30 protein-coding genes and 1 pseudogene are annotated in these 26,161 nt (G+C 68.4%); 16 read left to right on the forward strand and 15 right to left on the reverse strand.

The features are described from left to right. The first annotated feature begins 3 nt into the window (after positions 1 to 3). Positions 4 to 357 carry a hypothetical protein gene (locus tag BM417_RS49575; RefSeq protein ID WP_093605444.1) on the forward strand — a complete coding sequence of 118 codons (354 nt, stop codon included), beginning with the start codon at positions 4 to 6 and terminating at the stop codon, positions 355 to 357. Here the strand turns inward: BM417_RS49575 and BM417_RS40675 are convergent. Continuing rightward, positions 354 to 617 (reverse strand): DUF2530 domain-containing protein, encoded by a 264-nt coding sequence (locus tag BM417_RS40675; protein WP_093605445.1) that lies wholly within the window; start codon positions 615 to 617, stop codon positions 354 to 356. The genes BM417_RS49575 and BM417_RS40675 overlap by 4 nt on opposite strands. A gap of 17 nt (positions 618 to 634) precedes the next feature. Here BM417_RS40675 and BM417_RS40680 point away from each other — a divergent pair, with 17 nt between their 5' ends. From BM417_RS40680 to BM417_RS40690, 3 genes are read left to right on the forward strand one after another with little or no spacing between them, the layout of a single operon-like run. Further along, the gene (locus tag BM417_RS40680; RefSeq protein WP_093605446.1) at positions 635 to 2,068 is read left to right on the forward strand and encodes an NCS2 family permease; all 1,434 of its coding nucleotides are present in this window, start codon (positions 635 to 637) and stop codon (positions 2,066 to 2,068) included. A 40-nt stretch (positions 2,069 to 2,108) separates the two neighbouring features. Further along, positions 2,109 to 2,534, forward strand: a complete 426-nt coding sequence (locus BM417_RS40685; protein ID WP_407656210.1) for a MarR family winged helix-turn-helix transcriptional regulator — start codon at positions 2,109 to 2,111, stop codon at positions 2,532 to 2,534. A 58-nt stretch (positions 2,535 to 2,592) separates the two neighbouring features. Next, positions 2,593 to 3,855: an MFS transporter gene (locus BM417_RS40690; protein ID WP_093605447.1), complete on the forward strand. Its 1,263-nt coding sequence runs from the start codon at positions 2,593 to 2,595 to the stop codon at positions 3,853 to 3,855. Positions 3,856 to 3,858: 3 nt separating this feature from the next. Here BM417_RS40690 and BM417_RS40695 read toward each other — a convergent pair whose 3' ends face one another. Beyond that, positions 3,859 to 4,320: a cupin domain-containing protein gene (locus tag BM417_RS40695; protein ID WP_093605448.1), complete on the reverse strand. Its 462-nt coding sequence runs from the start codon at positions 4,318 to 4,320 to the stop codon at positions 3,859 to 3,861. A gap of 85 nt (positions 4,321 to 4,405) precedes the next feature. Between BM417_RS40695 and BM417_RS40700 the strand changes: the two genes are divergently transcribed. Next, the gene (locus BM417_RS40700; RefSeq protein ID WP_093605449.1) at positions 4,406 to 4,996 is read left to right on the forward strand and encodes a TetR/AcrR family transcriptional regulator; all 591 of its coding nucleotides are present in this window, start codon (positions 4,406 to 4,408) and stop codon (positions 4,994 to 4,996) included. Here the strand turns inward: BM417_RS40700 and BM417_RS40705 are convergent. Both BM417_RS40705 and BM417_RS40710 read right to left on the reverse strand, forming a co-directional pair. Then, positions 4,962 to 7,736: a sacsin N-terminal ATP-binding-like domain-containing protein gene (locus tag BM417_RS40705; RefSeq protein ID WP_093605450.1), complete on the reverse strand. Its 2,775-nt coding sequence runs from the start codon at positions 7,734 to 7,736 to the stop codon at positions 4,962 to 4,964. The genes BM417_RS40700 and BM417_RS40705 overlap by 35 nt on opposite strands. Then, positions 7,733 to 8,470 (reverse strand): DUF3027 domain-containing protein, encoded by a 738-nt coding sequence (locus tag BM417_RS40710; protein WP_245822633.1) that lies wholly within the window; start codon positions 8,468 to 8,470, stop codon positions 7,733 to 7,735. The genes BM417_RS40705 and BM417_RS40710 overlap by 4 nt, the downstream gene beginning before the upstream one ends. A gap of 58 nt (positions 8,471 to 8,528) precedes the next feature. Here BM417_RS40710 and BM417_RS40715 point away from each other — a divergent pair, with 58 nt between their 5' ends. Genes BM417_RS40715 through BM417_RS40725 form a run of 3 tightly spaced genes read left to right on the forward strand, consistent with a single transcriptional unit; the run spans position 8,529 to position 11,257 of the window. Next, positions 8,529 to 9,281: a glutaminyl-peptide cyclotransferase gene (locus BM417_RS40715; protein WP_093605451.1), complete on the forward strand. Its 753-nt coding sequence runs from the start codon at positions 8,529 to 8,531 to the stop codon at positions 9,279 to 9,281. A gap of 4 nt (positions 9,282 to 9,285) precedes the next feature. Then, positions 9,286 to 10,791: an MFS transporter gene (locus BM417_RS40720; RefSeq protein ID WP_245822635.1), complete on the forward strand. Its 1,506-nt coding sequence runs from the start codon at positions 9,286 to 9,288 to the stop codon at positions 10,789 to 10,791. 10 nt (positions 10,792 to 10,801) lie between these two features. Beyond that, positions 10,802 to 11,257, forward strand: a complete 456-nt coding sequence (locus tag BM417_RS40725) for a DUF2771 family protein (RefSeq protein ID WP_143139013.1) — start codon at positions 10,802 to 10,804, stop codon at positions 11,255 to 11,257. On the opposite strand, the gene BM417_RS40730 is transcribed toward BM417_RS40725, so the two are convergent. Both BM417_RS40730 and BM417_RS40735 read right to left on the reverse strand, forming a co-directional pair. After that, positions 11,254 to 11,838, reverse strand: coding sequence for an HD domain-containing protein (locus BM417_RS40730; protein WP_093605454.1), 585 nt, complete (start codon positions 11,836 to 11,838; stop codon positions 11,254 to 11,256). The two genes, BM417_RS40725 and BM417_RS40730, sit on opposite strands and share 4 nt — an antisense overlap. Before the next feature lie 13 nt (positions 11,839 to 11,851). Further along, positions 11,852 to 12,241: a cold-shock protein gene (locus tag BM417_RS40735; RefSeq protein ID WP_093605520.1), complete on the reverse strand. Its 390-nt coding sequence runs from the start codon at positions 12,239 to 12,241 to the stop codon at positions 11,852 to 11,854. A gap of 125 nt (positions 12,242 to 12,366) precedes the next feature. Between BM417_RS40735 and BM417_RS40740 the strand changes: the two genes are divergently transcribed. Then, complete coding sequence (locus tag BM417_RS40740) at positions 12,367 to 12,570, forward strand: hypothetical protein (protein ID WP_093605455.1); 204 nt, start codon at positions 12,367 to 12,369, stop codon at positions 12,568 to 12,570. Here the strand turns inward: BM417_RS40740 and BM417_RS40745 are convergent. Beyond that, a complete protein-coding gene (locus BM417_RS40745; protein ID WP_093605456.1) occupies positions 12,542 to 13,159 on the reverse strand; it encodes an HAD family hydrolase in 618 nt (205 codons plus the stop codon). The genes BM417_RS40740 and BM417_RS40745 overlap by 29 nt on opposite strands. Positions 13,160 to 13,211: 52 nt before the next feature. Here BM417_RS40745 and BM417_RS40750 point away from each other — a divergent pair, with 52 nt between their 5' ends. Both BM417_RS40750 and BM417_RS40755 read left to right on the forward strand, forming a co-directional pair. Beyond that, complete coding sequence (locus tag BM417_RS40750) at positions 13,212 to 13,754, forward strand: TetR/AcrR family transcriptional regulator (protein WP_093605457.1); 543 nt, start codon at positions 13,212 to 13,214, stop codon at positions 13,752 to 13,754. A 55-nt stretch (positions 13,755 to 13,809) separates the two neighbouring features. After that, positions 13,810 to 15,012: an Nramp family divalent metal transporter gene (locus BM417_RS40755; protein ID WP_093605458.1), complete on the forward strand. Its 1,203-nt coding sequence runs from the start codon at positions 13,810 to 13,812 to the stop codon at positions 15,010 to 15,012. Here BM417_RS40755 and BM417_RS40760 read toward each other — a convergent pair. Then, positions 14,994 to 15,944, reverse strand: coding sequence for a Gfo/Idh/MocA family protein (locus BM417_RS40760; protein ID WP_093605459.1), 951 nt, complete (start codon positions 15,942 to 15,944; stop codon positions 14,994 to 14,996). The two genes, BM417_RS40755 and BM417_RS40760, sit on opposite strands and share 19 nt — an antisense overlap. A 125-nt stretch (positions 15,945 to 16,069) precedes the next feature. Here BM417_RS40760 and BM417_RS40765 point away from each other — a divergent pair, with 125 nt between their 5' ends. After that, entirely contained in the window at positions 16,070 to 16,444 is a 375-nt protein-coding gene (locus BM417_RS40765) for a YccF domain-containing protein (protein ID WP_093605460.1), read from the forward strand. Positions 16,445 to 16,501: 57 nt separating this feature from the next. Here the strand turns inward: BM417_RS40765 and BM417_RS40770 are convergent, their stop codons facing one another. Next, positions 16,502 to 16,894, reverse strand: coding sequence for a VOC family protein (locus BM417_RS40770; RefSeq protein WP_093605461.1), 393 nt, complete (start codon positions 16,892 to 16,894; stop codon positions 16,502 to 16,504). Positions 16,895 to 17,000: 106 nt separating this feature from the next. Here BM417_RS40770 and BM417_RS40775 point away from each other — a divergent pair, with 106 nt between their 5' ends. Beyond that, positions 17,001 to 17,483, forward strand: coding sequence for a DUF3558 family protein (locus tag BM417_RS40775; protein WP_093605462.1), 483 nt, complete (start codon positions 17,001 to 17,003; stop codon positions 17,481 to 17,483). Here the strand turns inward: BM417_RS40775 and BM417_RS40780 are convergent. Genes BM417_RS40780 through BM417_RS40795 form a run of 4 tightly spaced genes read right to left on the reverse strand, consistent with a single transcriptional unit; the run spans position 17,480 to position 21,171 of the window. Then, the gene (locus BM417_RS40780; protein WP_093605463.1) at positions 17,480 to 19,075 is read right to left on the reverse strand and encodes an AMP-binding protein; all 1,596 of its coding nucleotides are present in this window, start codon (positions 19,073 to 19,075) and stop codon (positions 17,480 to 17,482) included. The two genes, BM417_RS40775 and BM417_RS40780, sit on opposite strands and share 4 nt — an antisense overlap. Positions 19,076 to 19,089: 14 nt before the next feature. Further along, positions 19,090 to 19,875 carry a metallophosphoesterase family protein gene (locus BM417_RS40785; RefSeq protein ID WP_093605464.1) on the reverse strand — a complete coding sequence of 262 codons (786 nt, stop codon included), beginning with the start codon at positions 19,873 to 19,875 and terminating at the stop codon, positions 19,090 to 19,092. A gap of 53 nt (positions 19,876 to 19,928) precedes the next feature. After that, positions 19,929 to 20,720: an HAD-IIA family hydrolase gene (locus BM417_RS40790; RefSeq protein ID WP_245822637.1), complete on the reverse strand. Its 792-nt coding sequence runs from the start codon at positions 20,718 to 20,720 to the stop codon at positions 19,929 to 19,931. 4 nt (positions 20,721 to 20,724) lie between these two features. Continuing rightward, positions 20,725 to 21,171 (reverse strand): MarR family winged helix-turn-helix transcriptional regulator, encoded by a 447-nt coding sequence (locus BM417_RS40795; protein ID WP_093605465.1) that lies wholly within the window; start codon positions 21,169 to 21,171, stop codon positions 20,725 to 20,727. 115 nt (positions 21,172 to 21,286) lie between these two features. Between BM417_RS40795 and moaA the strand changes: the two genes are divergently transcribed. From moaA to BM417_RS40810, 3 genes are all read left to right on the forward strand, one after another. Continuing rightward, positions 21,287 to 22,345, forward strand: a complete 1,059-nt coding sequence (gene moaA, locus BM417_RS40800) for a GTP 3',8-cyclase MoaA (RefSeq protein WP_245822639.1) — start codon at positions 21,287 to 21,289, stop codon at positions 22,343 to 22,345. Continuing rightward, positions 22,342 to 22,605 carry a MoaD/ThiS family protein gene (locus BM417_RS40805; protein ID WP_093605467.1) on the forward strand — a complete coding sequence of 88 codons (264 nt, stop codon included), beginning with the start codon at positions 22,342 to 22,344 and terminating at the stop codon, positions 22,603 to 22,605. The genes moaA and BM417_RS40805 overlap by 4 nt, the downstream gene beginning before the upstream one ends. A gap of 819 nt (positions 22,606 to 23,424) precedes the next feature. Beyond that, entirely contained in the window at positions 23,425 to 24,066 is a 642-nt protein-coding gene (locus tag BM417_RS40810; RefSeq protein WP_093605522.1) for a transglycosylase family protein, read from the forward strand. Between the two features lie 719 nt (positions 24,067 to 24,785). Here BM417_RS40810 and BM417_RS50010 read toward each other — a convergent pair. Both BM417_RS50010 and moaC read right to left on the reverse strand, forming a co-directional pair. After that, a pseudogene (locus BM417_RS50010) lies at positions 24,786 to 25,678 on the reverse strand (molybdenum cofactor biosynthesis protein MoaE). Next, the gene (gene moaC / locus BM417_RS40825; protein WP_093605470.1) at positions 25,675 to 26,148 is read right to left on the reverse strand and encodes a cyclic pyranopterin monophosphate synthase MoaC; all 474 of its coding nucleotides are present in this window, start codon (positions 26,146 to 26,148) and stop codon (positions 25,675 to 25,677) included. Before moaC ends, BM417_RS50010 begins: the two are co-directional and overlap by 4 nt. Positions 26,149 to 26,161 lie beyond the last annotated feature (13 nt).

The following is a 26,161-nucleotide window of genomic DNA, read 5'->3' on the forward strand; positions in this document are numbered from 1 at the left end:
CACTTGCCGGCGAAACGCAACGACCGAGTTGCTCCTCCCCAACGTCCCGGCGGCTACGTGGCGCGCTTCCTCAACAACGAAGCAGCCAAAGGCTGGGAAGAACTCTGCCGCGCCGCCACGTCGAACACCTGGGACGCATGGGTCGTCCTGACCGAACGCCCGAGATCCTCGGAGAACCTTGGCCGTCAGCACCGACTCAAGGGCGAGTACTCCCACCACATCATCGATGGCGACAAGCTCGAACAATGGCAGTACGAGGTCACGTCTGGTGGCCGCATCTGGTACGTCATCGATGAAGAGAACAGCACGGTGTGGATCGCCCGTGCCGGTACCGGCCACCCGAAGCTGACGGACTAGGCGTCTTCCAGGCCCTGCTGCGCCCCACGTGACCCGCGCCTCGCCGCCCGGCGTTGCCAGTAGAAGACTCCGTAGCCGATGATCCCGAGCAGACCACCGGACACCGTCGTCCAGATCAGGGTGCTGTTCGAGCGGTCGACGAGCAGCACGACCAGAAATCCGAGGAACCACACCGCGGTACCGCCGAGCACGACCGGCACCGGATCGGCCAGTCGATGAGGCAGTGCGGGCGGGTGTGGGGCGTGCTCGCGTTCGGACACATCGGTAAGGAGATCAGATGCTGGACGGGTTCTTCAAGATTTCCGAGCGCGGGTCGACCGTGGCGCGCGAACTGCGTGGCGGGGTCGTGACCTTCTTCACGATGGCCTACATCGTCGTGCTGAACCCGCTGATCATCGGCAGCTTCGCGCCGACGGGGCCCGGTTCGCACCCCGACGTGCTCGGGAACGTCCTGCCGGTCGGGCAGGTCGCGGCGGTGACGGCGCTGGTCGCCGGTGTGATGACCATCCTCTTCGGACTGATCGCCAACTACCCGTTCGCGCTGGCCACGGGCCTGGGCATCAACTCGTTCGTGGCGGTCTCGGTGGCCGCCAAGGTCACCTGGCCCGAGGCGATGGGCCTCATCCTGGTCAACGGCCTCGTCGTGCTGCTGCTGGTCGTCACGGGTGTGCGAACCGCGGTGTTCAACGCTGTGCCGAACGAGCTCAAGGCCGCGATCGCGGTCGGCATCGGCCTGTTCATCTGCTTCATCGGACTCGTGGACGCCGGGTTCGTGCGCCGGCTGCCGGACGCCGCCAACACCACCGTGCCGGTCGGGCTCGGCATCAACGGGTCGATCGCCAGCTGGCCGACGCTGGTGTTCGTGGTCGGGCTCGTGCTCACGGGTGTGCTGTTCGCGCGTCGGGTCAAGGGCGCGATCCTCATCGGCATCGTCGCGACGGCGATCTTCGCGATCGTCCTGGAGGCGATCGTCAAGGCAGGGCCGTCCGCTGGCGTCAACGCCAAGGGCTGGAACCTCGGCTACCCCGCACTGCCCGACCAGGTCTTCGGCGTGCCGGACCTGAGCCTGCTCGGCGAGGTGTCGTTCGGCGCGTGGACGCGGATTCCGGCACTGGCCGCCGCGCTGATCGTCTTCACACTGGTCCTGACCGACTTCTTCGACACCGTCGGCACGATGACCGGCCTCGGCAAGGAGGCCGACCTGATCAAGGAGGACGGCCAGCTGCCGAACGTCAGCAAGGCGCTGTTCGTCGACGGCCTGGGTGCCGTGGCGGGTGGTGCGGCGTCCAGCTCGTCGAACACCGTCTACATCGAGTCCGCGTCCGGCATCGCGGAGGGCGCGCGGACGGGCCTCGCGAACATCGTCACCGGCGTGCTGTTCCTGCTCGCGATGTTCTTCACGCCGCTCTACGAGGTCGTGCCGATCGAGGCGGCCGCACCCGCGCTGGTGATCGTCGGCGCGTTGATGATGATGCAGGTCCGCGAGATCGACTTCAGCGACTTCACCATCGCCCTGCCCGCGTTCCTCACGATCGTCGTCATGCCGTTCACCTACTCGATCGCGAACGGGATCGGCGCGGGCTTCGTCAGCTACGTGCTGCTGAAGGCCCTGACGGGCAAGGCCCGCGGAATCCACCCGCTGATGTGGATCGTGGCGGCCGCCTTCGTCGTCTACTTCGCGCTGGGACCGATCCAGGCCCTGCTGAGCTGACCTTTCGGCAGGAAACTATTTCGTGAGGTATGCTAACTACGTGGCGATCGATCAGCACGGACTGGCGAGCAGGCTGAGGCTTGCCGTCGTGCGTCTCAACCGCCGTCTGCGCGCGCAGCGCACCAACTCGTCGGTGTCGCTCACACAGGTGTCAGCGCTGTCCACACTGCACAAGTGCGGACCGCTGACCCCTGGCGAGCTCGCGGCCAAGGAAGGCGTGCAGCCGCCGTCGATGACGCGCGTGATCGCCGCATTGGAGGAGTTCGGCTTCGCCACGCGCAGCCCGCACCCCACCGACGGCCGTCAAGCCATCGTCGAGCTCACGGGCGAAGGCTTGTCGTACCTGGAAGACGAGATCACGGCCCGCGAGGCGTGGCTGGACAAGAGGCTGGCCGAGCTGGACCCCGAGGAACGGGACCTGCTCACCCGGGCCGCCGAAATCATCGACAGGATGGCGGGTCAGTAAGAACGTGTCGGGTTACGCGGGTGGTGGAGCAGACAGTTCGCCACCTCGTCGTACCGGAATGTTCGGTTCGTTAGGCATATACAACTATCGCCTCTACGCCTCAGGCCAGATCATCTCGCTGGTCGGCGTCTGGATGCAGCGGGTCGCCCAGGACTGGCTGGTCCTGGAACTCTCCAACGGCTCCCCCGTCGCCCTCGGCTTCGCCGCCTCGCTCCAGTTCCTCCCGGTCCTGCTGCTGTCCATGTGGGGCGGCGTCCTCGCCGATCGCATGGACAAGCGCAAACTCCTGCTCTGGCTCGAATCCGCGCTGGGCATCTGCGCCCTGGCACTGGGCATCCTCGACGTCACCGGCGTAGTCGAACTCTGGCACGTCTACCTGCTCTGCCTGCTGCTCGGCGCCTTCTCGGCCGTGGAAACCCCGGTGCGCCAGTCGTTCGTGGTCGAGATGGTCGGCCGTGACCAGCTGACCAACGCCGTCGCGATCAACTCGATGATGTTCAACCTGGCCCGCATCATCGGCCCGGCCATCGCGGGCGTGACGATCGTGGCGATCGGCACCGGCTGGGTCTTTCTGGCCAACGCCATCAGCTTCGTGGGCGTGGTCGGCGGCATCTGGCTGATGCGCACGTCCCAGCTGCTGCGCGCCGACCCCCTGCCGCGCGAAAAGGGCCAGCTGCTCTCGGGTCTGCGCTACGTCAGAAGCCGCCCGGACCTGCTGACGGTCATGGTGCTCGTGTTCTTCATCGCGACGTTCGGCATGAACTTCTACATGACGCTCGCGATCGTGGCCCGCAACGTCTTCGGCGGCGACGCCGACGCCTACGGACTCCTGTCGACGTTGATCGCCGTCGGCACCCTCGCGGGCGCAACGCTGGCAGCAAAGCGAAAAACCCCGAAGCTGACCGTGTTCATCGGCTCCGGCGTGATCTTCGGACTGCTGGAGATCATCTCCGGGATGATGCCGACGATACTCCTGACCGGCCTGATGATGATCCCGGTGGGCGTCGCGATGATGACCTTCAACACGACCGCCAACGCCACCATCCAACTGGCCGTCGAACCCGAGATGCGCGGCCGCGTGATGGGCATCTACATGCTGGTCTTCCTGGGCGGAAACCCCGTCGGCGGCCCGCTGATGGGCTGGCTCGGCGAGATCAACGGCCGGGCACCGATCATCATCGGCGGCGCCGTGTCGATGCTGGTGACGATCACCGCGTGGATCGTCCTGGTGAAGCGCGGGGACATCGCCAAGCCGAGGCTGCGGCGACGCCGGAAGGCCCCGGCGGAGGCGCTGCCGGAGCCGGCAGAGGTGGCGAGCTAGGCACTACGGCGCGAACTCGGTGGACGGTTCGGTGGCGTAGTTCTTCCAGATCGGCACCATGGTCTCGCGTGTCACGGGCTGCCCGGACTCGACCATGGCCTTGAGGTCGCGGAAGTACTGCACGTACAGGTCCGGCGTGAAGGTGGTCAGCATGACCGCGGGGACGTCGCCTGGGTTGGCGAAGGTGTGCGGCGCGCCCGGCGGGACGGTGACCCACGTGCCGGCGCCGACGTCGTGGTCGTCCAACCCGATGGTGAACCGCACGGTGCCCGAGAGCACGTAGAAGCCTTCATCGTGCTGCGCGTGCCGGTGCTGCGGAGGACCGGGCGTGTGCGGGGGAATGACGACTTCGCCGATTCCCAGGCGGCGATGGGTGTTGCTGCCGTCTTCGAGGATCCGGATCCGCGACGGACCGCTGGCGATGAGTTCGCCCTCGCCGGGCCTCACGATCGACACCTCTGCCATGAGGAAGCCTCCCGATGTGATTGCAGCTTGTGCAATCACCGTAGCACCAGTGACTGCACATTGTGCAGTCGCTAGTCTCGCGGCCATGCCGCGATGGAAACCGGACGCACCCGAGCGCCTGCAGACCGCCGCGTTGGAACTCTTCGACCAACAGGGGTTCGAGCGCACGACGGTCGCCGAGATCGTCCAGCGGGCGGAGCTCACCCAGCGCACGTTCTTCAACCACTTCGCCGACAAGCGCGAGGTGCTGTTCGGGATGAGCGCGGAGATTCAGCGGGAGATCGTCGGCGAGATCGAGGCAGGCGACGACACCTCGCCACCGTTCGACGTCGTCGTGCGCGCGCTGGAAGTCGTTGCCGACAGGATGTTCGAGAGCCGCCGTGCCGCGGTGGCGCGCCGCTACGCCGTCATCGCCGCGAACCCGGAGTTGCTGGAGCGCGAGCTCGGCAAGAACGCCGCGCTCACCGAGGCCATCGCCGACGCGCTGCACACGCGGTGCGGTGATCCTGAGACGGCGTTCCTCGCCGCCGGTGCCGCCGTGCTCGCGCAGCAGGCGGCGTTCCGGCAGTGGACGCGACCGGGCGAGACCCGGACCTTGAGCGAACTCATGCAGGACGCGGTGCGCGCCCTGCACACGACGGTCAGCCCAGCAGCGTGGCAGCGCTCGGATCGGTGATCAGGGCGACGAACGTGTGCCGGTCGGCCCACCGCTCGGAGACCCAGGCCAGCGCCCGTCCCAGCCCCTCAGGCGAATCTGCGGCGTGCGGAACGCCGTCCACCATCCACCACTCGACCCGCTGCCCCTCGACGTGCAGTTCGTCGTGCACGACGACGACCCCGTCGGGCAGCGCGACCTCGAGCAGTTCGCACGCCATCCGGACCGCCCCGAGGTCGTGCCACTGGACGACCTCGCCGACGTGGTCGGGAGAACCGTCGAACTCCTCGGACGCCAGCGCCAGGTCCAGCAGGTCGGCCAGTTCCTCGGAGCCGTCGGCCAGCAGCACTCGGGAAGCCGGAGCCAGCCCCAGCAACCACGGGTGATCCAGCACCACGACGTCCTCGGCGGCCGCTACGGCTCCGGAGAGCACCCGCAGCCGCTCCGGCGGAGCGAAGTCCCCCTCGGGCAGAGCCGCGTAGGCACGCAGCACCACGGCGTCCGCGATCGCGCGGTCCTCGTCGCCGAGTCGTTCCAGCACGAACTCGGCATCGTCGTCGTCCCAGATCTCCAGCGACGACCGGACGCCACAAGCGCGCAGCACGTGCTCGGGCAACTCCAGATCCGGCACGGCGTCGAAGAGCCCGTCGAGCAACGACGCCTCCGGCAGCCGGAACGACCGCGGCGACTTGCCTGCCAGCAGTGCGTGCCGGGCGATCCACCAGCCCGTGTACCCGTCGGGCTCGGCCACGGCACGCCAGGTCACCGGATCGGAAGCCAGCAACCGCAACGCGGCGGGCCAGTCGGCGACGAGATCCAGATCCCGGACGGCCACGACGCGGCTGGGCTCGTCCGGCACGGACGCCCACCACGCGGACTCGTCAGCCAGGTCGTGATCCGGGCCGGAGGGCTCGTCGTCGACGACCACCGAGAACCCGTCCACCACACCGACGGCGACCAGCGCGGAACGCGGGTAGGAGTCAGCGATCTCCTTGGACAGCAACGGGAACGCGTCGGCCTCGACCACGCCGACCAGCGGCGAGTCGGGCAGCAGCAGCTCGTCCGCGCGATGCCACTCGCCGGAGCCGTCAGGCAGGGCCAGCGAGCCCAGCCACGGCTCCTCGCCTGCCCGCAGACCCGCGCGGTCCACGAGGCGCAGCACGGTCTCGACCAGGTCCAGACCGTCGAGCCCGGCCTCGGCGTCCTCCAACGACCGCGCCACGTTCTCGCGCAACGAAGGATCCGCGAGCAGTTCGGCGGCACCGGCCTCGACCGCCCCCAGCCGCACCAGGAGCGGGTGCACGGCGTCCGGGTGCACGACCCGCAGACCGGGCAACGGCTCGTCGGCGATCAACGTGGTCCGCGGCCCCGTCACCACGCGGCCGTCGGCCAGCGGCACAGGCAGTGAAGCCAGAGCCTCGCGGACGTCCGGATCCACCTCGGCGAGAGGCGCGAAGGCCGCGTAGACGTCGCGCCACCAGCCTGGATCGCCGGAGACACCCGCCAGAGCCGCGACCACCTCGGCGGTGGTCACGCGCGGAACTTCCAGCGCTGCCAGGGCTTTGGCGTGCACTGGAGCGGAGAGCTCGGCGTCCAGCAGTCCGGGCAGAGCGTCCTCGACGAGGTCGACGAGCTCCTCGGAGCCCACGTCCAGGACGCGGGCGCGCGAAGGCTCGATCCACTCGCCGGAAGCCAGCGGCAGCCAGGCGGAGGCACGCAACGAGCGCACCACGGCCGTGCGCAGCCGATCGTCCACTTCGGACAAGGGGAAGCCCGGCAACGGCACCAAAGCGGTCCGCTCGATGGCCGGCACCCGCGCCACCAGAGCCGGGTAGGCAGCGGCGGCGGCGTCCAGCACCGACCACGCGGCCGGGCCCGGCAGGATCCGTCGGCGAGACGGTTCGACCGGCAAGGTCGCGATCAGGCGGGCCGGCAGCGACAGGCGCTCGTCGGTCGGGGTCGGCGCGTGCAGCACGTCCTCGCCCAGCTCCGCGTCGAGCGGGTACGCCCAGGACACGGTCCACTGAGGACGGTGCTCGACGCCCTGGACGAGCTCCGCGGGCAGTTCGCCGACGGTGCGTTCCACCAGCCAGCGCGACTTGCCGACGGTGACCACGCCGTCGTCGGTGACGAAGCGTTCCCACGACTGGGAGCCGACCTCGATGCGACGCAGGCCCGGCAGCGCCAGCAGCAGGTCCGGCACCTCCTCGGCCAGGTCGTCCAGCGAGACGTCGACCTTCAGCGGCAGACGGACCTCGGTCGCGAAGCCGTCCGGGACGTCCTCCACGACGGGCCAGACCAGCCGCAGCACCGGCACGTCGCCGCCGCGCTCGGAGGCGAGCTCCGGCACCTCGGCACGGGTCCTCGCCAAGGAGAACTCGACGCCACCCGTCGTGGAAACCACGCGCGGTGCGTCCGACACGGCCAGCACGGCCGCGAAACCGACGCCGAACTGGCCGACACCGGACTCCTTCGAGGAAGCCCGCAGCGAAGCCAGAGCGGCCACACCGGCCTCGGTCAGAGGCGCACCGGTGTTGGCGGCACGGAGCTCGCCGTCGACGAGAGTGATCCGCAACACACCCGGCTCGGAACCGGCCGCGTCGGCCGCGTTCTGGGCGAGTTCGACGAGCAGTCGGTCGCGGTAGCCACCGATGCGGAGGTCTTCTTCGGCGTTCGCGTCTTCACGGAAGCGGGTGGGCGAACCACGCCACGCGGCGAGGACCGAGGTGCGCAGGACCTCGGTGCCGAACGGGTCGGTCACTCCGAGACGTCCAGAACGTCCAGCTGCGCGTCGTCGTAGACCAGGTCGGCGACCGGCACCATCGGGCTGATGTCGACCTCGACCTGCGAGTGCGCGCCGCAGCCGTACTCGACGTGCACGACGTGGCCGTCCGCCGGAGCGATCTCGTTCGCGCAGACGCCGAACGCGGCACCGAACGCGCCGGCCACGCGGGTGTAGAAGCCGCAGGTCCCGCAGTGTGCGGGGGCGCTGCGAGCCATGTCGGAGCGCGGGCCGAAGTCCGAGGCGGCCCAGCGGTCGGCAGCGTCGATGCGGCCTTCGCGGGACAGGACGCGGGTGCGGCCGAGGCCGATCTCCAGCGCCACCTCCTCGATGGCCGGGTCGTCGGACTGCACGTACGCCTCGATCAGGCGCGGGTCGTCCTCGCGGGGCGGCATGAGGTCGCCCACGCCCAGGTCACCGGCACGGACCCGTTCGCTCCACGGCACCCACTCCGGGGCGACCAGGGCGTCCTGGCCGGGCAGCAGCACGACCTCGCTGACCGAGACGGGGGTGCCCTCGCCGGCGTAGGCGACGGTCACCGCCCAGCTCCAGCCGCGATAGCCCGCGTGCTCGGCCTCGAACAGATGGGTGACGGAGTACTCGTCCTCGTCCTGCACCCCGACGTGAGCGCCGACGCGTTCCACCCCGGCCTCTTCCTGCGCGGCGGCGCGGGCGAGATCAACGGCGTCGAGGAGCATCTCAGTCGCGGTCACGTGGTGAATTGTGCCGCAGGTCTTCGCCGGGACGAAAACTCGTGCCACCCTCCGTTGGGTGCGCTCACCCATCTGGCTGGTCCTCGTCGCGGCGCTGGCCGCCTGCTCGTCTCCGCAGGAGACGAAACCGCAGGTAGAAGTCCTGCAGAAGATTCCGCACGACACGTCGGCGTTCACCCAGGGGTTGGAACTGGTCGACGGCGTCCTCTACGAGGGCACCGGCCTCGAGGGCGAGTCGACGATGCGCGCGCTCGATCCGGCGACCGGCAACGTCCAGAAGAAGGTCGACCTCCCCCAGGAGCTCTTCGGCGAGGGCATCACCGTCGTCGGCGACACCATCTGGCAGATCACCTGGCAGAACGGCGTCGCGATCGAACGCGACCGCAAGACGCTGAACGAGCTCCGCCGCGTGAGCTACGAGGGCGAGGGCTGGGGCATCTGCGACGACGGCCAGCGGCTGATCATGAGCGACGGCACCGCGAAGCTGACCTTCCGCGACCCCAAGACGTTCAAGGAGACCGGAAGCGTGCAGGTCACGCGGGCCGGCCAGCCCCTCACCCAGCTCAACGAGCTGGAGTGCGTCGGCGGCAAGGTCTGGTCGAACGTGTGGAAGACCGACGAGATCGTGCGCATCGATCCGTCCAACGGGCAGGTGTCCGGCACCTACGACCTGTCCTCGCTCAAGCCGCAGGGCGACGTGGACGTCCTCAACGGCATCGCGCACATCCCCGGAACCGACGAGTTCCTGGTCACAGGCAAGAACTGGCCGACCATCTTCCGAGTGAGGTTCAACGGAATGGGGCAGGATTGAGGGTGTGACGGACGACCGCGGGCGGAGTGACGGACCGGCTCCGAAGCGCTACCCGTGGCAGGACGACGAGTACCGGCCGCGGGAGCGCCGCGGATCCGCGTCCGAGCACGGTTTCCAGGCTCCTCCGCGCCGTCCGCAGAACACCCGGCCGCTGCCGAACCAGGACCAGCAGACGACGCCGACGCCCAAACCGCCGCGCAAGCTCACGGTCACGCGCGTCGCGTGGTTCCGCAGCAAGCAGATCTCGCAGCAGGCGGTCGCGGCGTTCCGGCGCGCGGCCCACGCCGATGGCGCCGGCAAGTCCGGCATGACGTCGGTCACCTACGCGGTGATGATGAACTACGCCGCCGACGCCGCGATGGCCGTCGCGCTGGCGAACACGCTGTTCTTCTCGGCCGCGTCCGCCGAGTCCAAGACCAAGGTCGCGCTCTACCTGCTGATCACGGTCGCGCCGTTCGCGTTGATCGCGCCGGTGATCGGCCCGCTGCTGGACAAGATCCAGCGCGGCCGGCGGCTCGCGCTGGCGGCGTCGTGCGTGCTGCGGATCGCGCTGGCGATCGTGATGGCGCTGAACTTCGACAACTGGCTGCTGTACCCGGCGGCGCTGGGCAGCATGGTGCTGAGCAAGTCGTTCACCGTGCTCAAGTCCGCGATCACCCCGCGCGTGCTGCCGCCGGAGATCACGCTGTCCAAGACCAACGCCCGCATGACGATCTTCGGTCTCGCGGCGGGCGGTGTGTTCGGCGCGTTCGCCGCGGGCTTCGCGAACGTGTTCGGCTCGCCGGGCGCGTTGTGGTTCACCGCGGTGCTGTGCCTGGTGAACGCGGTGCTGTGCATGCGGATCCCGTCGTGGGTCGAGGTGACCGAGGGCGAGGTCCCGGCGACGCTCACCCCGAAGCCCGCCAGGCAGCGCGTCTCACGACACGTCGTGGTGTCGTTGTGGGGCAACGGTTCCATCCGCGTCCTGACCGGCTTCCTGACGTTGTTCGCGGCGTTCGTGATCCGCGAGCAGACCGAGGGCGACGCGGTGCAGCAACTGCTCCTGCTGGGTGTGATCGCCGCTGCGGCCGGCATCGGCAGCTTCCTCGGCAACGCGATCGGCGCGCGCCAGCACTTCTCCAAGCCGGACGAGGTGATCCTCGCCTGCGTCGGCACGGCACTGGCGGCGACCATCGTCGCCGCCGCGCTGCCGGGCCTGGTCACCGCCGCCGTCGTCGGGCTGCTGGGCGCCACGGCGTCGTCGCTGGCGAAGGTCGGCCTCGACGCGGTGATCCAGGACGACCTGCCGGAGGAGTCGCGCGCGTCCGCGTTCGGCCGCTCTGAGACGATCCTGCAGCTCGCGTGGGTCTTCGGTGGCGCGCTGGGCGTGCTGCTGCCCGCGACGTTCTGGATCGGCTTCACTGTGCTCTCCGTGCTGCTCGCGCTGGGCCTCACGCAGACGTGGATGTACCGCAACGGCACGTCGTTGCAGAAGCTGGTGGTCCGCAGGCCGGCACCGGTGACCCCGTAGGCTGCCTGACGTGCGTCGACTTGCTTCTGTAATGGCCGCCAGCGTTCTCGTGCTGTCCGGATGTTCGCTCCAGCAGCACGACCCCGAGGTCACGTTCTACGCGAACGGCAAGACCATCCGCATGGAGCCGACGATCTACTGCGACGTCGAGGGCTCCAACTGCGCCGAGAAGAACGCGCCCGGCACGCTGAAGGTGCCGGCGGGCAAGGTCGTGCAGATCTCCGTGGACGGGCGGCTCGCGGACGGCCTCTGGGAGGTCGTGTGCGTGTACGAGAACGCCGCTCGCGTGCAGGAGGGCTGTACCTCGCCGTTGCTCGGCAAGGGCGAGAACTACACGTACACGCTGGCCGTGCCGGACGACTCCGACCAGCTGCTGCGCATCGAGGTGCACGAGGCGGCGGGCGCGGTGCTGGAGACCGGCCAGCCGCTCATGCGCGGTTCGTGGGTCGTCGACATCACCCGCTAACGCCTCCCGAACGCCTCCCACCACTCGCTGGGAGCGATCCGCAGAGCCGAGTCCATCAGGGCCTTGCCGGTGTCGGTGACCACCGACACCTGCATGGTCTGGATGAAGCGCTCCATCTTGGAGATGCCCGCGGCCTGGTACTCCCTGGCCTGCAACAACAACTCCAGCTTGTCCGCGTCACGCGAGCAGCGCGCCTCCGGCGTGTGGTCGAAGCCCTTGGCGGACTCGTGTTCGGCCACCAGCGCCTCGATGTGCGCGGCCAGCGGCGCGGGCAGGTGCTGGACCTGCTCCCGCGCGACCTGTTCGGGCGGCATCTTCACGTCGAGGTAGAGCTTGCCGACGTACGGGATGTCGCCGATCCGCGCCTCGGGCACGTCGTGGAAGAGACCCAAGGTCGCCGCCCTGTCAGGATTCGCGTTCTCCTGCACGGCGATCGCGTACGCCAGAACGCCCACCCGGAACGAGTGGGCGGCCACCGACTCGGGGTTCTGCACCCCGGCGAAGAGCCACCCCGCTCTGGGCAGGCGTTTGAGCTGGCCGACCTCGTAGACGAACTCGACGATCCTGTCAGCGTCAGACATGACGCTGATCCTTTTACGGATCGAGGTCCCGCGCCACCACGCGGACGGCCTCGGCGACGAGCTTCATGGTCTTCTTGTCGGACGGGTAGCGGCCTCGGCGCAGGTCAGGCTGGACCTTGTTCTCCAGGAGCCTGATCACTTCCTCGATCAGGCCGTGCAGCTCCTCCGCGGGCCGGCGGCGCGCCTCCACGACGGACGGCGCCGGGTCGACCAGGCGCACGGACAGCGCCTGCGGCCCGCGACGGCCCTCCGCCATGCCGAACTCGATGCGCTGGCCGGCCTTGAGGCCGTCGACGCCGGGGGGCAACGCCGCTTTGCGGACGTAGACGTCCTCGCCACCGTCCTGCGTGACGAATCCGAAGCCCTTCTCCGTGTCGTACCACTTGACCTTGCCGGTCGGCACCGCGCTCACCATTCCCAAGCTTGTCGCACAACGAACGCGCCCCAGGCGTACCCAGGACGCGTCCCACCAGAGTAGCCAGAAGACCTTGGATAAGGCACCTCCGTTAGCGCGACTACCCTGGTCACATGACCGTTCCGAAGTTGATGCCGCTGGCCATCGGCCTGTTCGCCGTGGGCGTACTGGCGATCATCGCGGTCTTCGTGCTCTTCGCCCTGGGCCACAGCGACCTGCCCGCGTGGCTGAACTTCGCCGGCACCTACCTGCCCGCGATCGGCCTCGGGCTGGGGATCGTCGCGGTGATCAGGAAATCACGCCAGAAGCGGTCCTGAGCCACTCCGGGAACTCGCGCAGGTCCTCCAGCACGACAGCCGCGCCCGCCTCGGCCAGTTCCGCACGGGAGCACGGGCCCGTGACGACGCCGACGCCCAGCGCCCCGGCCGCCTTGGCACCGTTCATGTCGCCGATGTGATCACCCACGTAGACGGCGGCTCCGTGCAGCTTGAGCGACTCGGCCTTGCCGGTCGACCACAGCTCACCGTAGAGGTGGTCGACCTCCCAGCCCATGGCTTCCAGGTGCAGCGCGGCGTTCTTGCGGTACTTGCCGGTGACGACCATGGTCCGGCCACCGAGTTCGCGGACGCAGGCAAGGGCTTGCGCGGCGCCGGGCAGCGCGACCGTGCCGGGAATGACGAGCTCCGGGTACAGGGCGCGGAAGAGCGAGACCATGTCCGGGATCTCCTCCTCGGGCACGCCCATGTCGCGGTAGGTCATGTCGAGGGGCGGGCCGAGGTTGGCCGCGAAGTGCTCGCCGTCGAGGGTGTGCCCGGTGCGGGCGCCCACCTCGTTCAGCACGGCGGCCATGCCCGGTCGCGGGTCGATGAGGGTCATGTCCAGGTCGAAGCCCACGGTGAACGGCACAGAACCTCACTCTACGTCTTTACAAAACCTATAAACATGTAAAGGTGAATGGGTGAGCGACATCACCGAGCTCTTGCTGGACTCGGCCGCCGACCTCCTGGCGACCCGTGGATTCCACGGGCTTCGCATGATCGAGGTCGCCAGTCGCGCCGGAGTGAGCAGACAGACCGTCTACAACGAGTTCGGCAACAAGGAAGGGCTCGTCCAGGCCGTCGCCGTGCACAAGACGGAGGAGTACCTGACCGGGATCGCGACCCGGCTCAAGGAGGACCCCGACCCGTGGGAGGCGATGCGGTCGGCGTTCCGCTTCACCTTCGAGCAGACCGAGAAGGACCGCCTGGTCTCGGCCGTGCTGACCGGGCAGAACGCCGAGGACCTGCTGCCGTTCATCACGATCCGCGGCCATCCGATCCTGTTCCACGCCACCGAGGTCGTCGAACAGCACCTCAGCAACCACTTCCCCGGCCGGCACGTGCGGTTCACGGCCGAGACGACCGTGCGTCTCGCGCTGAGTCATCTGCTGATGCCGAGCGGGGACCTGGACGGCGCGATGGACGCCGTCGTCAGGGTCGCCAGAGTGACGATGGACGCATGATCGGGTAGACCCGGACCCCTTGTTGCAATAATCCTGCAACAAGGGGAGGTGTCCGGTGGTCGCTGTCTCGACCCGCCTGCGTGCGGGTGCGGCGTTGCTCGGTCCGGCGTTCGTCGCCGCGATCGCGTACGTCGATCCCGGGAACGTGGCCACCAACACCGCGGCGGGCGCGAGGTACGGGTACCTGCTGGTCTGGGTGCTCGTCGTCGCGAACGTCATGGCGGGGCTCGTGCAGTACCTGTCGGCGAAGCTCGGCCTGGTCACCGGGAAGTCGTTGCCCGAGGCGGTGCGGGATCACCTGCCGCGTCCGGTGCGGCTCGCGTACTGGGGCCAGGCCGAGGTCGTCGCGATGGCGACCGACCTGGCCGAGGTGCTCGGCGGGGCGATCGCGCTGTACCTGCTGTTCGACCTGCCGTTGCTGCTCGGTGGCGTGATCACCGGCGTGGTGTCGACCGTGCTGCTGGTGGTGCAGGACAAGCGCGGGCAGAAGCCGTTCGAGCGGGTGATCACGACCATGCTGGTCGTGATCGCTGTGGGGTTCATGGCGGGGTTGTTCGTGTCGCCGCCTTCCGTCGGCGGCGCGGTTTCCGGACTGGTGCCCCGGTTCGACGGCGCGGACAGCGTGTTGCTCGCGGCGGGCATGCTCGGGGCGACCGTGATGCCGCACGCGGTCTACCTGCACTCCGCGCTGGCTCGCGACCGGCACGGCAGGAACCCGTCGGTGCTCGGCGCGACGAAGGTCGACGTCGTGGTCGCGATGGTGCTGGCGGGCGCGGTCAACATGGCGATGCTGCTGCTCGCGGCTTCCGCGTTGCAGGGCCGCGAAGGCGTGGACACGTTGGAAGGCGCGCACGCGGCGGTCGGGGCCACTCTCGGTGGCGGGATCGCGCTGTTGTTCGCTTTGGGTTTGCTGGCTTCGGGTTTCGCGTCCACCGCCGTGGGTTGTTATGCCGGCGCCGTGGTGATGGACGGACTGCTGCGGGTGCGGATTCCGTTGCTGGCACGCCGTTTGGTCACACTGGTGCCCGCGCTGGCGATCCTGGCGTTCGGCGTCGATCCGACGTTCGCCCTGGTGCTGTCGCAGGTCGTGCTGTCGTTCGGCATCCCGTTCGCGCTGGTGCCGTTGGTCTGGCTGACCTCGCGCCGGTCCGTGATGGGTTCGTTCACGAACCGGCGCTCCGTCACGTTCGCCGCGTGGGTCGTGGCCTTCGCGGTCGTCGTGCTGAACGTGGCTTTGATCTACCTGACGCTGGCGTAGCTGACGCCGATCTGACGCAACGCCTCTTCGAGCGTGCGCATGACCTCCAGGGTGTTCTCCCAGGTGATCCGCGGGTTCTCCGTCAGTCCCGCACCGATGGTCTCCTCGACCGCACGGATCTGGTGCTGGTAGCCCTCGTCCTCGATCGCGTGCTCGATGCCGTTGATCACGACGGCGGTCGGGTTGAACATCGGGTCGACGAGCTCGATGCGGCCCTGGGTGCCGACGATCTCCGCGCGGGCTCCGGTGTTGGCGACGAGCGAACAGCTGAGCAACGCGTGGGCACCGTTGTCGTAGGCCAGGAAGATGCCCGCGTCAGCGTCCACTTCGGTCGGTGCGAGGCTGCCGTGCGCGTGAATGTGCGTTGGCACGCCCAAAAGCTGGTGTGTGAGCGCGACGGGGTAAACACCGAGGTCGAGGGTCGCACCACCACCGGCTTCCTTGGCCCACAGGCGATCGCCGTCGCTGAAGGCGTGCCGGAAGCCGAAGTCGGCGCGGATCATCCGCACCTCGCCGATCTCACCGGCCTCGATGGCCTCCTGGACCTTGCGGATCAGCGGGTTGAACCGCGTCCACATGGCCTCCATGAGGAAGAGGTTCTTCGATCGTGCCCGTTCGATCATCTCCTCGGCGTCCGCGACCGTGAGCGCGAAGGCCTTCTCGCACAGCACGTGCTTGCCCGCGTCGAGCGCGGCGAGCGTCACCTCGTGGTGCTGGCCGTGCGGCGTGGCGACGTAGACGACCTCGACGTCGGGGTCGGCGAGCAGGTCGCGGTAGTCGCCGTACGCGCGCTCGATGCCGAAGTTCTCCGCGAACTTCTGGGCCTTGGTGATGTCACGCGAGGACACCGCGAGCACGGTGGCACCCGCCCTGAGCATGTCGGCGGTCACGGCATGCGCGATTCCACCAGTAGCGATCACACCCCACTTCATGAGGTGAGCCTAGTGCCGTGGCTGCCTACGTCCGCCGCGTCTTCCGGCGCTCAGCAGGGCACCTCGCGACGCCCGTCTGACCGTAGGAATACGAGGCAAGGCAGCCACGGCACTAGATTGGAGGCATGCGCCTCATCCTGAACGTGATCTGGCTGGTGCTCGCCGGTTTCTGGATGGCCGTCGGCTACGCGGTCGCCGGCATCATCTGCTGCATCCTGATCATCACGATCCCGTGGGGCATCGCGTCGTTCCGGATCGCGAACTACGCGCTCTGGCCGTTCGGCCGCGAGGTCGTGGACAAGCCGGGCGCGGGCACCGGGTCGCTGCTGGGCAACGTCATCTGGATCATCGTCGCCGGCCTGTGGCTCGCCATCGGCCACGTGATCACCGGCATCGCGTTGTGCGTCACGATCATCGGCATCCCGCTCGGGCTCGCGAACTTCAAGCTCGTGAAGGTCTCGCTGGTGCCGCTGGGCAAGGAGATCATCGAGGTTCCGTGAGGGTCTCCCGCGCCTCGTCGGGGCGAGGCGCGGGAGGCCACTCGGTGGCACGTGCCGTCAGGCTTCGCTGTCCAACAGCTCGTGCAGGCACAGGATGTTGCCCTCGGTGTCGGTGAACCACGCCGCTCGTTCGTTGCCCATGACCGCGATGTGGCCGGTGGTCTTGAAGTCGGGCAGGTCGTAGTCCTCGAAGCGCACGCCCTTGCCTTCGAGTTCCGCGATCTCGCCCTCCAGATCGGGCACCTCGAAGCTGATGGCCGTCTGCCGGCTCTGCGCGCCCTTCTCGGCAGGCCTCAGGCCCAGCGCGTCGCCCTGGCCGAGCGCGAAGATCCGCGTGCCGTCCTCGGTCGTGGTGATGGGCTTGAGACCGAGCATGTCGGCGTAGAAGCGACCGGCGCGCTCGGGGTCTTCGACGGGCAGCATCGTCGTGGTTCTGGTGGCGGTGAGCATGCGCGCCTCCTTCGGCGGAATCCACTGATGTTGCGCCGGTCACACCTTTCCCGCAAGAGGCACTTTGACCTGCGCAGATTGTTGATTCGCGGGACGATTTCGCTCTGTGAACGCTCTGCGCCTCGCTGTGCTCGCCACCGCTCTCGGATTGTCCGGTTGCGCGATGGCCGGGCCTCCGGTCAAGACCATCGAGCCCTTCGTGGTGCCGTCGACGACGCCTGCGGACACACCCGCGTGCCGCCTGTTCGATCCGGCCGACCTGACCGAGCACAAGTTCTACAACGGGTACGCGAACGCTTCGAGCTGCTTCTGGCTCTCGGACGACTCCGGCCCGCTCTCGATCAGCCTTCGCGACAGGTCCACGCCCGAGCAGTACCTCGCGAAGCCGGACGGTCTGAAGACCTCCCCGATCACCGTCGGCGGGCACTCCGGGCTGCTCGCCGAGAACAGCAAGGGACCGGGCACGTGCGGTGTCGTGCTGACGCATCCCGGCGGCATCGCGGCCGCGGAAGTCCTCACCGACGCCGGCGGCAGGTCGTGCGAGATCGCCCAGGCCGTGATGAAGGTGATCGAACCGAAGTTGTCCTAGGCGTGCTGGGCGCTGTCGTCGAGGTTCAGCAGCTCCACCGACCTGGACCGCATCTCCACCTTGCGGATCTTGCCGGTGACCGTCATCGGGAACTCGTCCACCACGTGCACGTACCGCGGGATCTTGTAGTGGGCGAGCTTGCCGGCGCAGAACTCCCGCACGGCCTCGGCGGTCAGCCCGGTTGCGCCGTCGCGCAGACGCACCCAGGCCATCAGCTCCTCGCCGTACCGGGCGTCGGGCACGCCGATCACCTGGGCGTCGAGCACGTCCGGGTGGGTGTAGAGGAACTCCTCGATCTCGCGCGGGTAGATGTTCTCGCCGCCGCGGATGACCATGTCCTTGATGCGGCCGGTGATGTTCACGTAGTCGTCGTCATCCATCACCGCGAGGTCGCCGGTGTGCATCCAGCCGGCCGGATCCACGGCCTCCGCGGTCTTCTCCGGCTCGTTCCAGTAGCCGAGCATGACGGAGTAACCCCGCGTGCACAGCTCCCCCGGCTCGCCACGCGGGACCGTGCGGCCCGTGTCCGGGTCCACGATCTTGACCTCGAGGTGCGGGCCCACTCGACCCACTGTCCCAACGCGACGGTCGAGGGAGTCGTCCACGCGCGTTTGCGTTGACACCGGGGAGGTCTCGGTCATGCCGTAGCAGATCGACACCTCACGCATGCCCATCCGCTCGACGACCTGCTTCATCACCTCGACCGGGCACGGCGAGCCCGCCATGATGCCGGTGCGCAGACTGCTGAGGTCGTAGCCGTCGATCAGGTCCAGCATCGCGATGAACATCGTCGGCACGCCGTACAGGCTCGTGCAACGCTCTTCCTGAACGGCCGCAAGGGTTTTGGCCGGGTCGAAGGCCGGTGCCGGGATCACCACGCACGCACCGTGGCTGGTCGCGGCGAGGTTGCCCATGACCATGCCGAAGCAGTGGTAGAACGGCGGCACCACGCAGATGCGGTCGTCCTCGGTGTAGTTGATCAGCTCGCCGACGAAGTAGCCGTTGTTGAGGATGTTGTGGTGCGAGAGCGTCGCGCCCTTGGGGAAGCCCGTGGTGCCGGACGTGTACTGGATGTTGATCGGGTCGTCGCGGTCCAGCTCGACGTCCGGGATCTCGTCGCCGGTCCACTGTGGATCGTCGACGAACACGACGTTGCGCAGAGCCTCGCAGCGCGGCCGGACCTCTTCGATCATGGCCGCGTAGTCGGACGTCTTGAACGACCGCGCGGACACCAGCGTGTGGATGCCCGCCTGGTTCAGCACGTACTCCAGCTCGTGCACGCGGTACGCCGGGTTGACGTTGACCAGGATCGCGCCGATCCGGGCCGTCGCGTACTGCACGAACACCCACTCGGCGCAGTTCGGCGCCCAGATCCCGACCCGGTCGCCCTTGCGCACGCCCAGCGTCGTGAGCCCGGCGGCAGCGCGTGAGACCTCCTGCGCGAGCTCCGCGTACGTCCACCGTCGATCTGTGGCTTTGTCGACAAGTGCCTCACGGTCACCGAAGCGCGCGACGGTCGCCGCGAGGTTCGCGTGGATCGTGTCGCCCAGCAGCGGGGCGGCGGACGTGCCCGAGGAGTAGCTGGCGGTCATCCACCAGACGGTAGTCAGGCTCCGGCGTATGGCAAGGGAACGACCAGGCACGGACCGCCGCTGTAGAGGCCCGCGTCGATCGCCAGCACCTTGTCGTCGGCGTAGACGAGAGGCCCGTCGATCTGGTCCGGCGGCACCCCGAGCTGGTCCGCGATGACGCTGTGGCCGTGCACGATCGTGCTGCCCCCGAGTGTCGCGAGCAGCTCGTCCGCGATTTCCGGCCCCTGCGGCCCCCGGAACGCGTACCGGGTGGTCATCTTGCGCCAGCACTCCCACCAGTCGACGAGGTCGTCGCCCTTGAGCACGTGCCGGACGGCCTCGTTGACCTCTTCGATCGAGGCCCCCCATTCGAGGTAGGCCACCGTGTCGGAGTGCATCAGCAGGTGGTCGTCGCGCAGCTTCAGCACGGGCCGGTTGGTGAGCCACTCGACGTGCTCGTCGGTCAGCCGGTCCTGGTCGCTGCGCAGCCCGCCGTTGAGCAGCCAGCTGCGCGCGAACGACCGCGGCCCCATGCTGTCGGGCACCTGCTCGTCGCCGAACCGGTGCATGCCGAGCAGCAGCACCTCGTGGTTGCCGATCAACGAGCTGACCGAGCCACCGGCCTCCGCCGCCTCCTCGCCGAGGCGCATGACCAGGTCGATCACGCCCACGCCGTCAGGCCCGCGGTCCACGAAGTCGCCGAGGAACCACAGCTCGGCCTCGCCACCGCTCCAGTGACCGTCCTCGTCGCACAACTCGGCGACGTGCAGGGCTCTGGTCAGTTCTGCGAGGTGCCCATGCACGTCACCCACGACGTACATAGGGCGTCGATCCGTGTCCACCTCCGCGACGATAGGTGATGAACCCTCGCGCGTCAGTGGTCAGTCCAGTCGCCGAACGGGTCCTGAGAGTGACCGACGAGTTCCGCGATCGACTTGAGCACGCGCGTCGGCCGGTACGGGAACATCTCGGCGCTCTCGGCGGTGAAGACGCCGGAGAGCACGAGGATGGTCGACAGACCCGCTTCCAGGCCCGAACGCACGTCGGTGTCCATCCGGTCGCCGATCATCAGCGCGTTCTCGGAGTGCGAGCCCAGCGCGCGCAGGGCCGAACGCATCATCAACGGGTTCGGCTTGCCGACGTAATAAGGCTCACGGCCGGTGGCGCGCTCGATCAACGCCGCCACGGCGCCGGTCGCGGGCAGCGAGCCCTCGCGCGACGGGCCGGTGGCGTCGGGGTTGGTCGCGATGAACTTCGCGCCCTCCTCGACCAGGCGGATGGCCTTGGTGATCGCGGTGAAGCTGTAGGTGCGGGTCTCGCCGAGCACCACGTAGTCCGGGTCGCGGTCGGTCAGCACGTAGCCGATCTCGTGCAGCGCGGTGGTGAGGCCGGCCTCGCCGATGACGAACGCCGAGCCGTTCGGGCGCTGCGAGTCGAGGAACTTGGCCGTGGCCAGCGCGGACGTCCAGATGGACTTCTCCGGGATGTCCAGGCCCGTGCGTTGCAGACGCGCGCGGAGGTCCCGTGGCGTGTAGATGGAGTTGTTAGTGAGCACGAGGAACGGCGTGTCGGAAGCACGAAGCTCCGCGACCAGCTCGTCCGCTCCCGGGATCAGGTGCTCCTCGTGCACGAGGACGCCGTCCATGTCCATCAAGTAGTGCCACATGGGTCTAAGTATCGATCACGCGGGCGCGGAACGTCGCGATCTGGAGCTGGAGATAACGTTCGATCACCTGGAGTTCATCGTCGCCGAAGTGGCCGAGCACCTCGATGAGGCTCTGCCGCGCCTCCTCGAACAGCTGCCCGAACTTCTCCACGTCGCCGATCGTGACCTCGACCAGCACCTTGCGGCGGTCGTGCGGATCCCGGACACGGCGGACGAAACCGGCGTGTTCGAGGCGGTCGATCACGCCCGTGACGGCGCCGGTGGAGAGACCGGAGAGTTCGGCGAGGCGTCCCGCCGTCAGCGGCCCCTCGGCCCTCATCGCCAGGTCGATGCACTTCTCGTCGGTCGCGGACAGGCCCATCCGCGCGGCGACCTTCGTGTGGAACATGACCGTGAGCGCGCTCTGCTCACGCATGTACCAGGTGAACCTCTCGAGCACTTCAGGTTCCATGTTGAACATCTTAGCCGCTAAGACAATTGGTTGTCAGAGTGCTCCAAACGGGCAGAGCGTGAGAAACCTCGTTTGTGGAGTCACCTACAGCGGGTTGTTCATTAAGCTAATTAAGGTGACAGCAGTGGACTTGGGACTACCCATCGTGCGCGGCACCCCTGACGTGTCCGCGCGTCCGGACTCGCCGCTGCTCGTCGACAGGTTCGGCCGGGTCGCGAAGGACCTCCGGGTCTCGCTGACCGACCGCTGCAACCTGCGTTGCACCTACTGCATGCCCGCCGAGGGCCTCGACTGGCTGCAGAAGGACGAGCTGCTCACCGACGACGAGCTGATCCGGCTCATGCGCATCGCGGTCGTCGACCTGGGTGTCACGGACATCAGGTTCACCGGCGGCGAGCCGTTGCTGCGGCGCGGCCTGGAGCAGGTCATCGCCGCCACGGCCGCGCTGGAACCCCGTCCGCGCATGTCCATGACCTCGAACGGCATCGGCCTCAAGCGCAGGGCCCAGTCGCTCAAGGACGCCGGCCTGAACCGGATCAACGTCTCGCTCGACACCCTCGACCCCGACCGGTTCGCGACGCTGACCAGGCGCGACCGCATCACGGACGTGCTGGACGGCCTCGACGCCGCCCGCGAGGCCGGGCTGGAGCCGGTGAAGGTCAACTCCGTGCTGATGCGCGGCATGAACGAGGACGAGGCCGTCCCGCTGCTGCGGTTCTGCGTCGAGAACGGCTACCAGCTGCGGTTCATCGAGCAGATGCCGCTCGACCCGCAGCACGGCTGGACGCGCACGAACATGGTCACGGCCGATGAGATCCTCACGATGCTCTCGTCCGCCTACACGCTGACGCCGGAGGAGATCCCGCGCGGCGGTGCTCCGGCCGAACGCTGGCTGGTCGACGGCGGCCCCGCGGTCGTCGGCGTGATCGCCTCGGTGACCAGGCCGTTCTGCGCCGCCTGCGACCGCACCCGGCTCACCTCGGACGGCCAGATCCGCAACTGCCTGTTCAGCCAGGGCGAGACCGACCTGCGCGCCCTGCTGCGCGACGGCTCCCCCGACTCCGCGATCGCCGACGCCTGGCGTGCCACGATGTGGGCCAAGGCGGCCGGTCACGGCATCAACGACGCGGGCTTCTCACAGCCGGACCGCCCCATGAGCGCCATCGGAGGATGACAGTGACGGCCGTGAAGATCCGCTATTTCGCGGGCGCCCGCGCCGCGGCCGGAGTGGCCGACGAGGACCTGCTGCTCGACGCCTCCGAGCCCACCGTGGCCCTGGTGGTCAGCACCATCGGCGAACGGCACGGCGACAAGCTCGGCAAGGTCCTCGCCGCGTCGAGCTTCCTGCTGGACGGCGTCGCGGTCCGCGACACGTCGGTGCGCGTGCCGGCAGGCTCTCAGCTGGACGTGCTGCCGCCGTTCGCGGGCGGCTGACCGGCCGGCAACGCCTCGGCGCGGGCCACCACCGCGCCCCTGCTCCTGCTCCTGCTCCTTCGCCAGCGCCTCGTTGACGAGGACGGGGTCGCCGGTCGCCTCGGCCGGCGCGAGCACCGCCTTGGACTCCGGCAACTGACTCCCACTTTGTCTCCACCGGCTCTTGGCGTGCCAGTAGTACGTGTTCGACGAGGCGTGGAAGACCAGGACCACACCCATCACGAAGAAGGCGATGGCGATCAGGCCGTAGCTCGCGGCCTGCCCCCACTCTCTCGTCGCCGACGTGACGCGAGTGGAGCCCGCTGCCGCCCGTCGCAGTCATGGCGAAGAAGAGCGCCGCCGACGGCAGCAGCACCAGGGCGATGATCAACACGCGAGGGCGTTTCGGACGCGGAAACGGCTCGGTCCTGAGGTCGGCGTGGCATCACTTTCAGGGGACCGGTCCCCGCCTCCGATGGCCCAGTTCGCGTGAGCCACGCCTCACTTTCCGTAATAGTTTTCGCCCGATCTCAGAATGGAAACGGACCGATAACGACACCTCTGACCTGCATTTTTGTAGGCTTTGCACAACACGCCAAACTGTTACTGTGATGCGCGTCACAGCCGCAAACATTTGGTCGGGCTGCCGTTGGTTACGTACGGTCGCTCCTCGGCTGGCCCCGAACCGGCCACGAGCACTACCGGAGCACCAGCACCGAACCCAGTCCGAGGGTGCTCCGGAACAACCCCGAGCGAGAGAAACCGCCGGACTGGGACGCAGGAACGTACCGGGCCCCGAACCCGAGTTCCTGGCAGCAGGTGCGGTGGACCGAGAGGCACATGGCTTTCAACCGAGGCAAGCAGGGCAAGCAGAGTTCCGCCGCTCGCACTATCGCCAAGGTCGCGGCTGTCGGCATCATCGCCGGCGCCCCTCTGGGCCTGGCCGTTGGCACCGCCAACGCCGCCCCCGTGAACTGGGACGCTCTCGCGCAGTGCGAGGCAAGTGGTAACTGGGGCGCCAACACGGGCAACGGCTACTACGGCGGCCTGCAGTTCACCCAGCAGACCTGGAACGCCTACGGCGGCCAGGGCAACCCGGCCAACGCCTCCCGCGAACAGCAGATCGCTGTCGCCGAGCGCGTGGCCGTCGGCCAGGGCGTCAGCAACGCCTGGCCCGCCTGCAGCCGCAAGCTGGGCGCCAACTCGGCCCCGGCCCCCGCTGCCAAGGCTGTCCCGCAGCAGCAGCGCAAGGCGCAGCCGCAGCAGCGCCAGTCCGCACCGGTGCAGCAGGCCCCGGTCGTGACGCTCGCGGGCTCGAAGACGAACCCGAACGGCAACTACGAGATCAAGGCGGGCGACACCCTGTCGAAGATCGCCGAGGCCAACAAGGTCACCGGCGGCTACCAGGCCATCGTGGAGAAGAACAAGGACTTCCTCACGAACCCCGACCTGATCTTCCCGGGCCACAAGATCCTGATCTGAGTCTTCCAAGACCCGGACCGATTCACCTCGGATCTGACAGGCCGCACGAACGCCAGCCCCTCTGACGTGGGCTGACACAGGACCAGGGATCTCACCGTTACCCCCCGACGGTGAGGTCCCTGCCTGCGTCTCCGCACCACGGCGCCGAACGGACAGGCCTGGGCAGGGGCTGCGCCGAGCAAGGCAGCCGCCCACCCCCGCTGGAACGCGACCAGCGCACCCAGGGCGCCCCCTCCGCTGGAACGCGACGAGCCAACCCTCCGCTGGAACGCAACCAGCGCACGCAAGGCGCCCCTTCCGCTGGAACGCGACGAGCCAACGCAAGCCAACCCGCACGGCCGAGGCCCGCCAACGCAAAACGACCCGCGCGGTGCCACCAGGCACCCGCCCTCGAAAGCAACCACGTACGAGGCCTGGCGTGGCGATGCGAAGCGAGCCGTGTGAACCTCTGCCGCCTGGGTGGCGGTGCACCCCGCTCACGGCGATTGGGGCTTGACCTTGAGGGGCTGGGTGCCACCCTGTCTGGGCACGGCCGGGGCTCTGTGAACCCCGGCTTTGAGGCCGTCTACGCGCCCAGCTAGAGGCTCAAGGTCAAGCCCCAATCGCAACCCCGCACTTCGTCACGACCCGCAAGACCACCCTCGCAAGGCGACCACCCGCACGGAACGCGACCAACCCCGCTGGAACGCGACCAACGCACGCAACTCGCACCCCCAACCTCAGGGGCAGTTGACCCACTCGTCCTCGCCCCCAGGAAAAACCTGCCGCTTCCACACAGGCAACCGAGCCTTGACCTCATCCACCAGGTCAGCACAAAGGGAAAACGCTTCCCCCCGATGCTCAGCGGCCACCGCACACGCAAGGGCAACATCGCCGATCTTCAACGGCCCAACCCGGTGCGAAACAGCAATCCCATGCACCCCGGAGTACTTCTCAGCCAAGGAAGAAACAACCTCAGCCACCACATCCGAAGCGGACGGATGCGAGTGGTACTCCAACTCCAGCACCGACCGCCCACCGTCGTGATCCCGCACAACGCCAGAAAAGGTGACCACAGCACCGGCCCGGTCAGACCCGACAAGCGCGGCATGCTCCTCAACCGACAACGGCTCCTCGGTCACAACGGCCCGCAGCACCACGCTCATCGATGGTCACCTCCACGCAGTTGGTCAAGCGCATGCTCGACGACCGAAGCCAACACGTCCAGCCCGTCCCGAACGCCTCCGGTAGACCCGGGCAGGTTCACGACCAACGTCCGCCCAGCCACCCCGGCCACCCCACGCGACAACACGGACCCAGGCACACGCGGCCACCCGGACATCCGAATCACATCGGCCAGCCCAGGCACCTCGTAGTCCAGAACGGCACGGGTGGCTTCCGGAGTCCGGTCAGTCGGGTTGATCCCGGTACCACCGGTGGTCAGCACAAGATCGGCCCCAGCGCCGACAGCATCGACCAGGGCCTCACGTACCGGCTCCCCGTCCGGCACGACGACCGGCGCGGAAACCGAAAAGCCACGCCCCTCAAGCCATTCCACGATCAACGGCCCGCTGCGATCGGCGTAGACCCCGGCGGCGGCACGGTTGGAGGCCGTGATCACCACTGCCTTCACGGGCGTTCCCACAGGCCGGACTTGCCGCCTTCCTTGCGCTCCACCCGCACCGCGTCCAACGACGCGGCGGGGTCGACCGACTTCACCATGTCGTGCAGGGTCAGGCCCGCCACGGAGACCGCGGTCAGAGCCTCCATCTCGACACCGGTGCGGTCGGTGGTGCGGACGGTTGCCGTGATCAGCACAGCGGAGTCCGCGAGAGCCAGATCCACCACCACCGACGACAACGAGATGGGGTGGCACAGGGGCACGAGTTCCCAGGTGCGCTTCGCGGCCATGATGCCGGCGATCCGGGCCGTGGCCAGGGCGTCGCCCTTGGGCAGGCCGTCGGCGCCCAGCAACTCCACCACCTCGGCGGTCGTGTGCAGGATCCCGGTCGCCACGGCGGTCCGGGTGGTCTGCTCCTTGCCGGAGACGTCGACCATCCGGGCCGCGCCGTGGGAGTCCAGGTGGGTGAACTGCTTGGTCATACGGCGATCGTAT

It is taken from the genome of Lentzea waywayandensis (assembly GCF_900115955.1).
In the GTDB taxonomy this organism is placed as follows: Bacteria; Actinomycetota; Actinomycetes; order Mycobacteriales; family Pseudonocardiaceae; genus Lentzea; species Lentzea waywayandensis.

Excerpts from the sequence above, each read along its gene's own strand:
- BM417_RS40805 (WP_093605467.1), top strand. The coding sequence starts at position 22,342 with ATGACAGTGACGGCCGTGAAGATCCGCTATTTCGCGGGCGCCCGCGCC.
- BM417_RS40680 (WP_093605446.1), top strand. The coding sequence starts at position 635 with ATGCTGGACGGGTTCTTCAAGATTTCCGAGCGCGGGTCGACCGTGGCG.
- moaC (WP_093605470.1), bottom strand. The coding sequence starts at position 26,148 with ATGACCAAGCAGTTCACCCACCTGGACTCCCACGGCGCGGCCCGGATG.
- BM417_RS40690 (WP_093605447.1), top strand. The coding sequence starts at position 2,593 with ATGTTCGGTTCGTTAGGCATATACAACTATCGCCTCTACGCCTCAGGC.
- BM417_RS40760 (WP_093605459.1), bottom strand. The coding sequence starts at position 15,944 with ATGAAGTGGGGTGTGATCGCTACTGGTGGAATCGCGCATGCCGTGACC.
- BM417_RS40770 (WP_093605461.1), bottom strand. The coding sequence starts at position 16,894 with ATGCTCACCGCCACCAGAACCACGACGATGCTGCCCGTCGAAGACCCC.
- BM417_RS40810 (WP_093605522.1), top strand. The coding sequence starts at position 23,425 with ATGGCTTTCAACCGAGGCAAGCAGGGCAAGCAGAGTTCCGCCGCTCGC.
- BM417_RS40780 (WP_093605463.1), bottom strand. The coding sequence starts at position 19,075 with ATGACCGCCAGCTACTCCTCGGGCACGTCCGCCGCCCCGCTGCTGGGC.
- BM417_RS40765 (WP_093605460.1), top strand. The coding sequence starts at position 16,070 with ATGCGCCTCATCCTGAACGTGATCTGGCTGGTGCTCGCCGGTTTCTGG.
- BM417_RS40795 (WP_093605465.1), bottom strand. The coding sequence starts at position 21,171 with ATGGAACCTGAAGTGCTCGAGAGGTTCACCTGGTACATGCGTGAGCAG.
- BM417_RS40730 (WP_093605454.1), bottom strand. The coding sequence starts at position 11,838 with ATGTCTGACGCTGACAGGATCGTCGAGTTCGTCTACGAGGTCGGCCAG.
- BM417_RS40740 (WP_093605455.1), top strand. The coding sequence starts at position 12,367 with ATGACCGTTCCGAAGTTGATGCCGCTGGCCATCGGCCTGTTCGCCGTG.
- BM417_RS40700 (WP_093605449.1), top strand. The coding sequence starts at position 4,406 with ATGCCGCGATGGAAACCGGACGCACCCGAGCGCCTGCAGACCGCCGCG.
- BM417_RS40785 (WP_093605464.1), bottom strand. The coding sequence starts at position 19,875 with ATGTACGTCGTGGGTGACGTGCATGGGCACCTCGCAGAACTGACCAGA.
- BM417_RS40695 (WP_093605448.1), bottom strand. The coding sequence starts at position 4,320 with ATGGCAGAGGTGTCGATCGTGAGGCCCGGCGAGGGCGAACTCATCGCC.
- BM417_RS40790 (WP_245822637.1), bottom strand. The coding sequence starts at position 20,720 with ATGTGGCACTACTTGATGGACATGGACGGCGTCCTCGTGCACGAGGAG.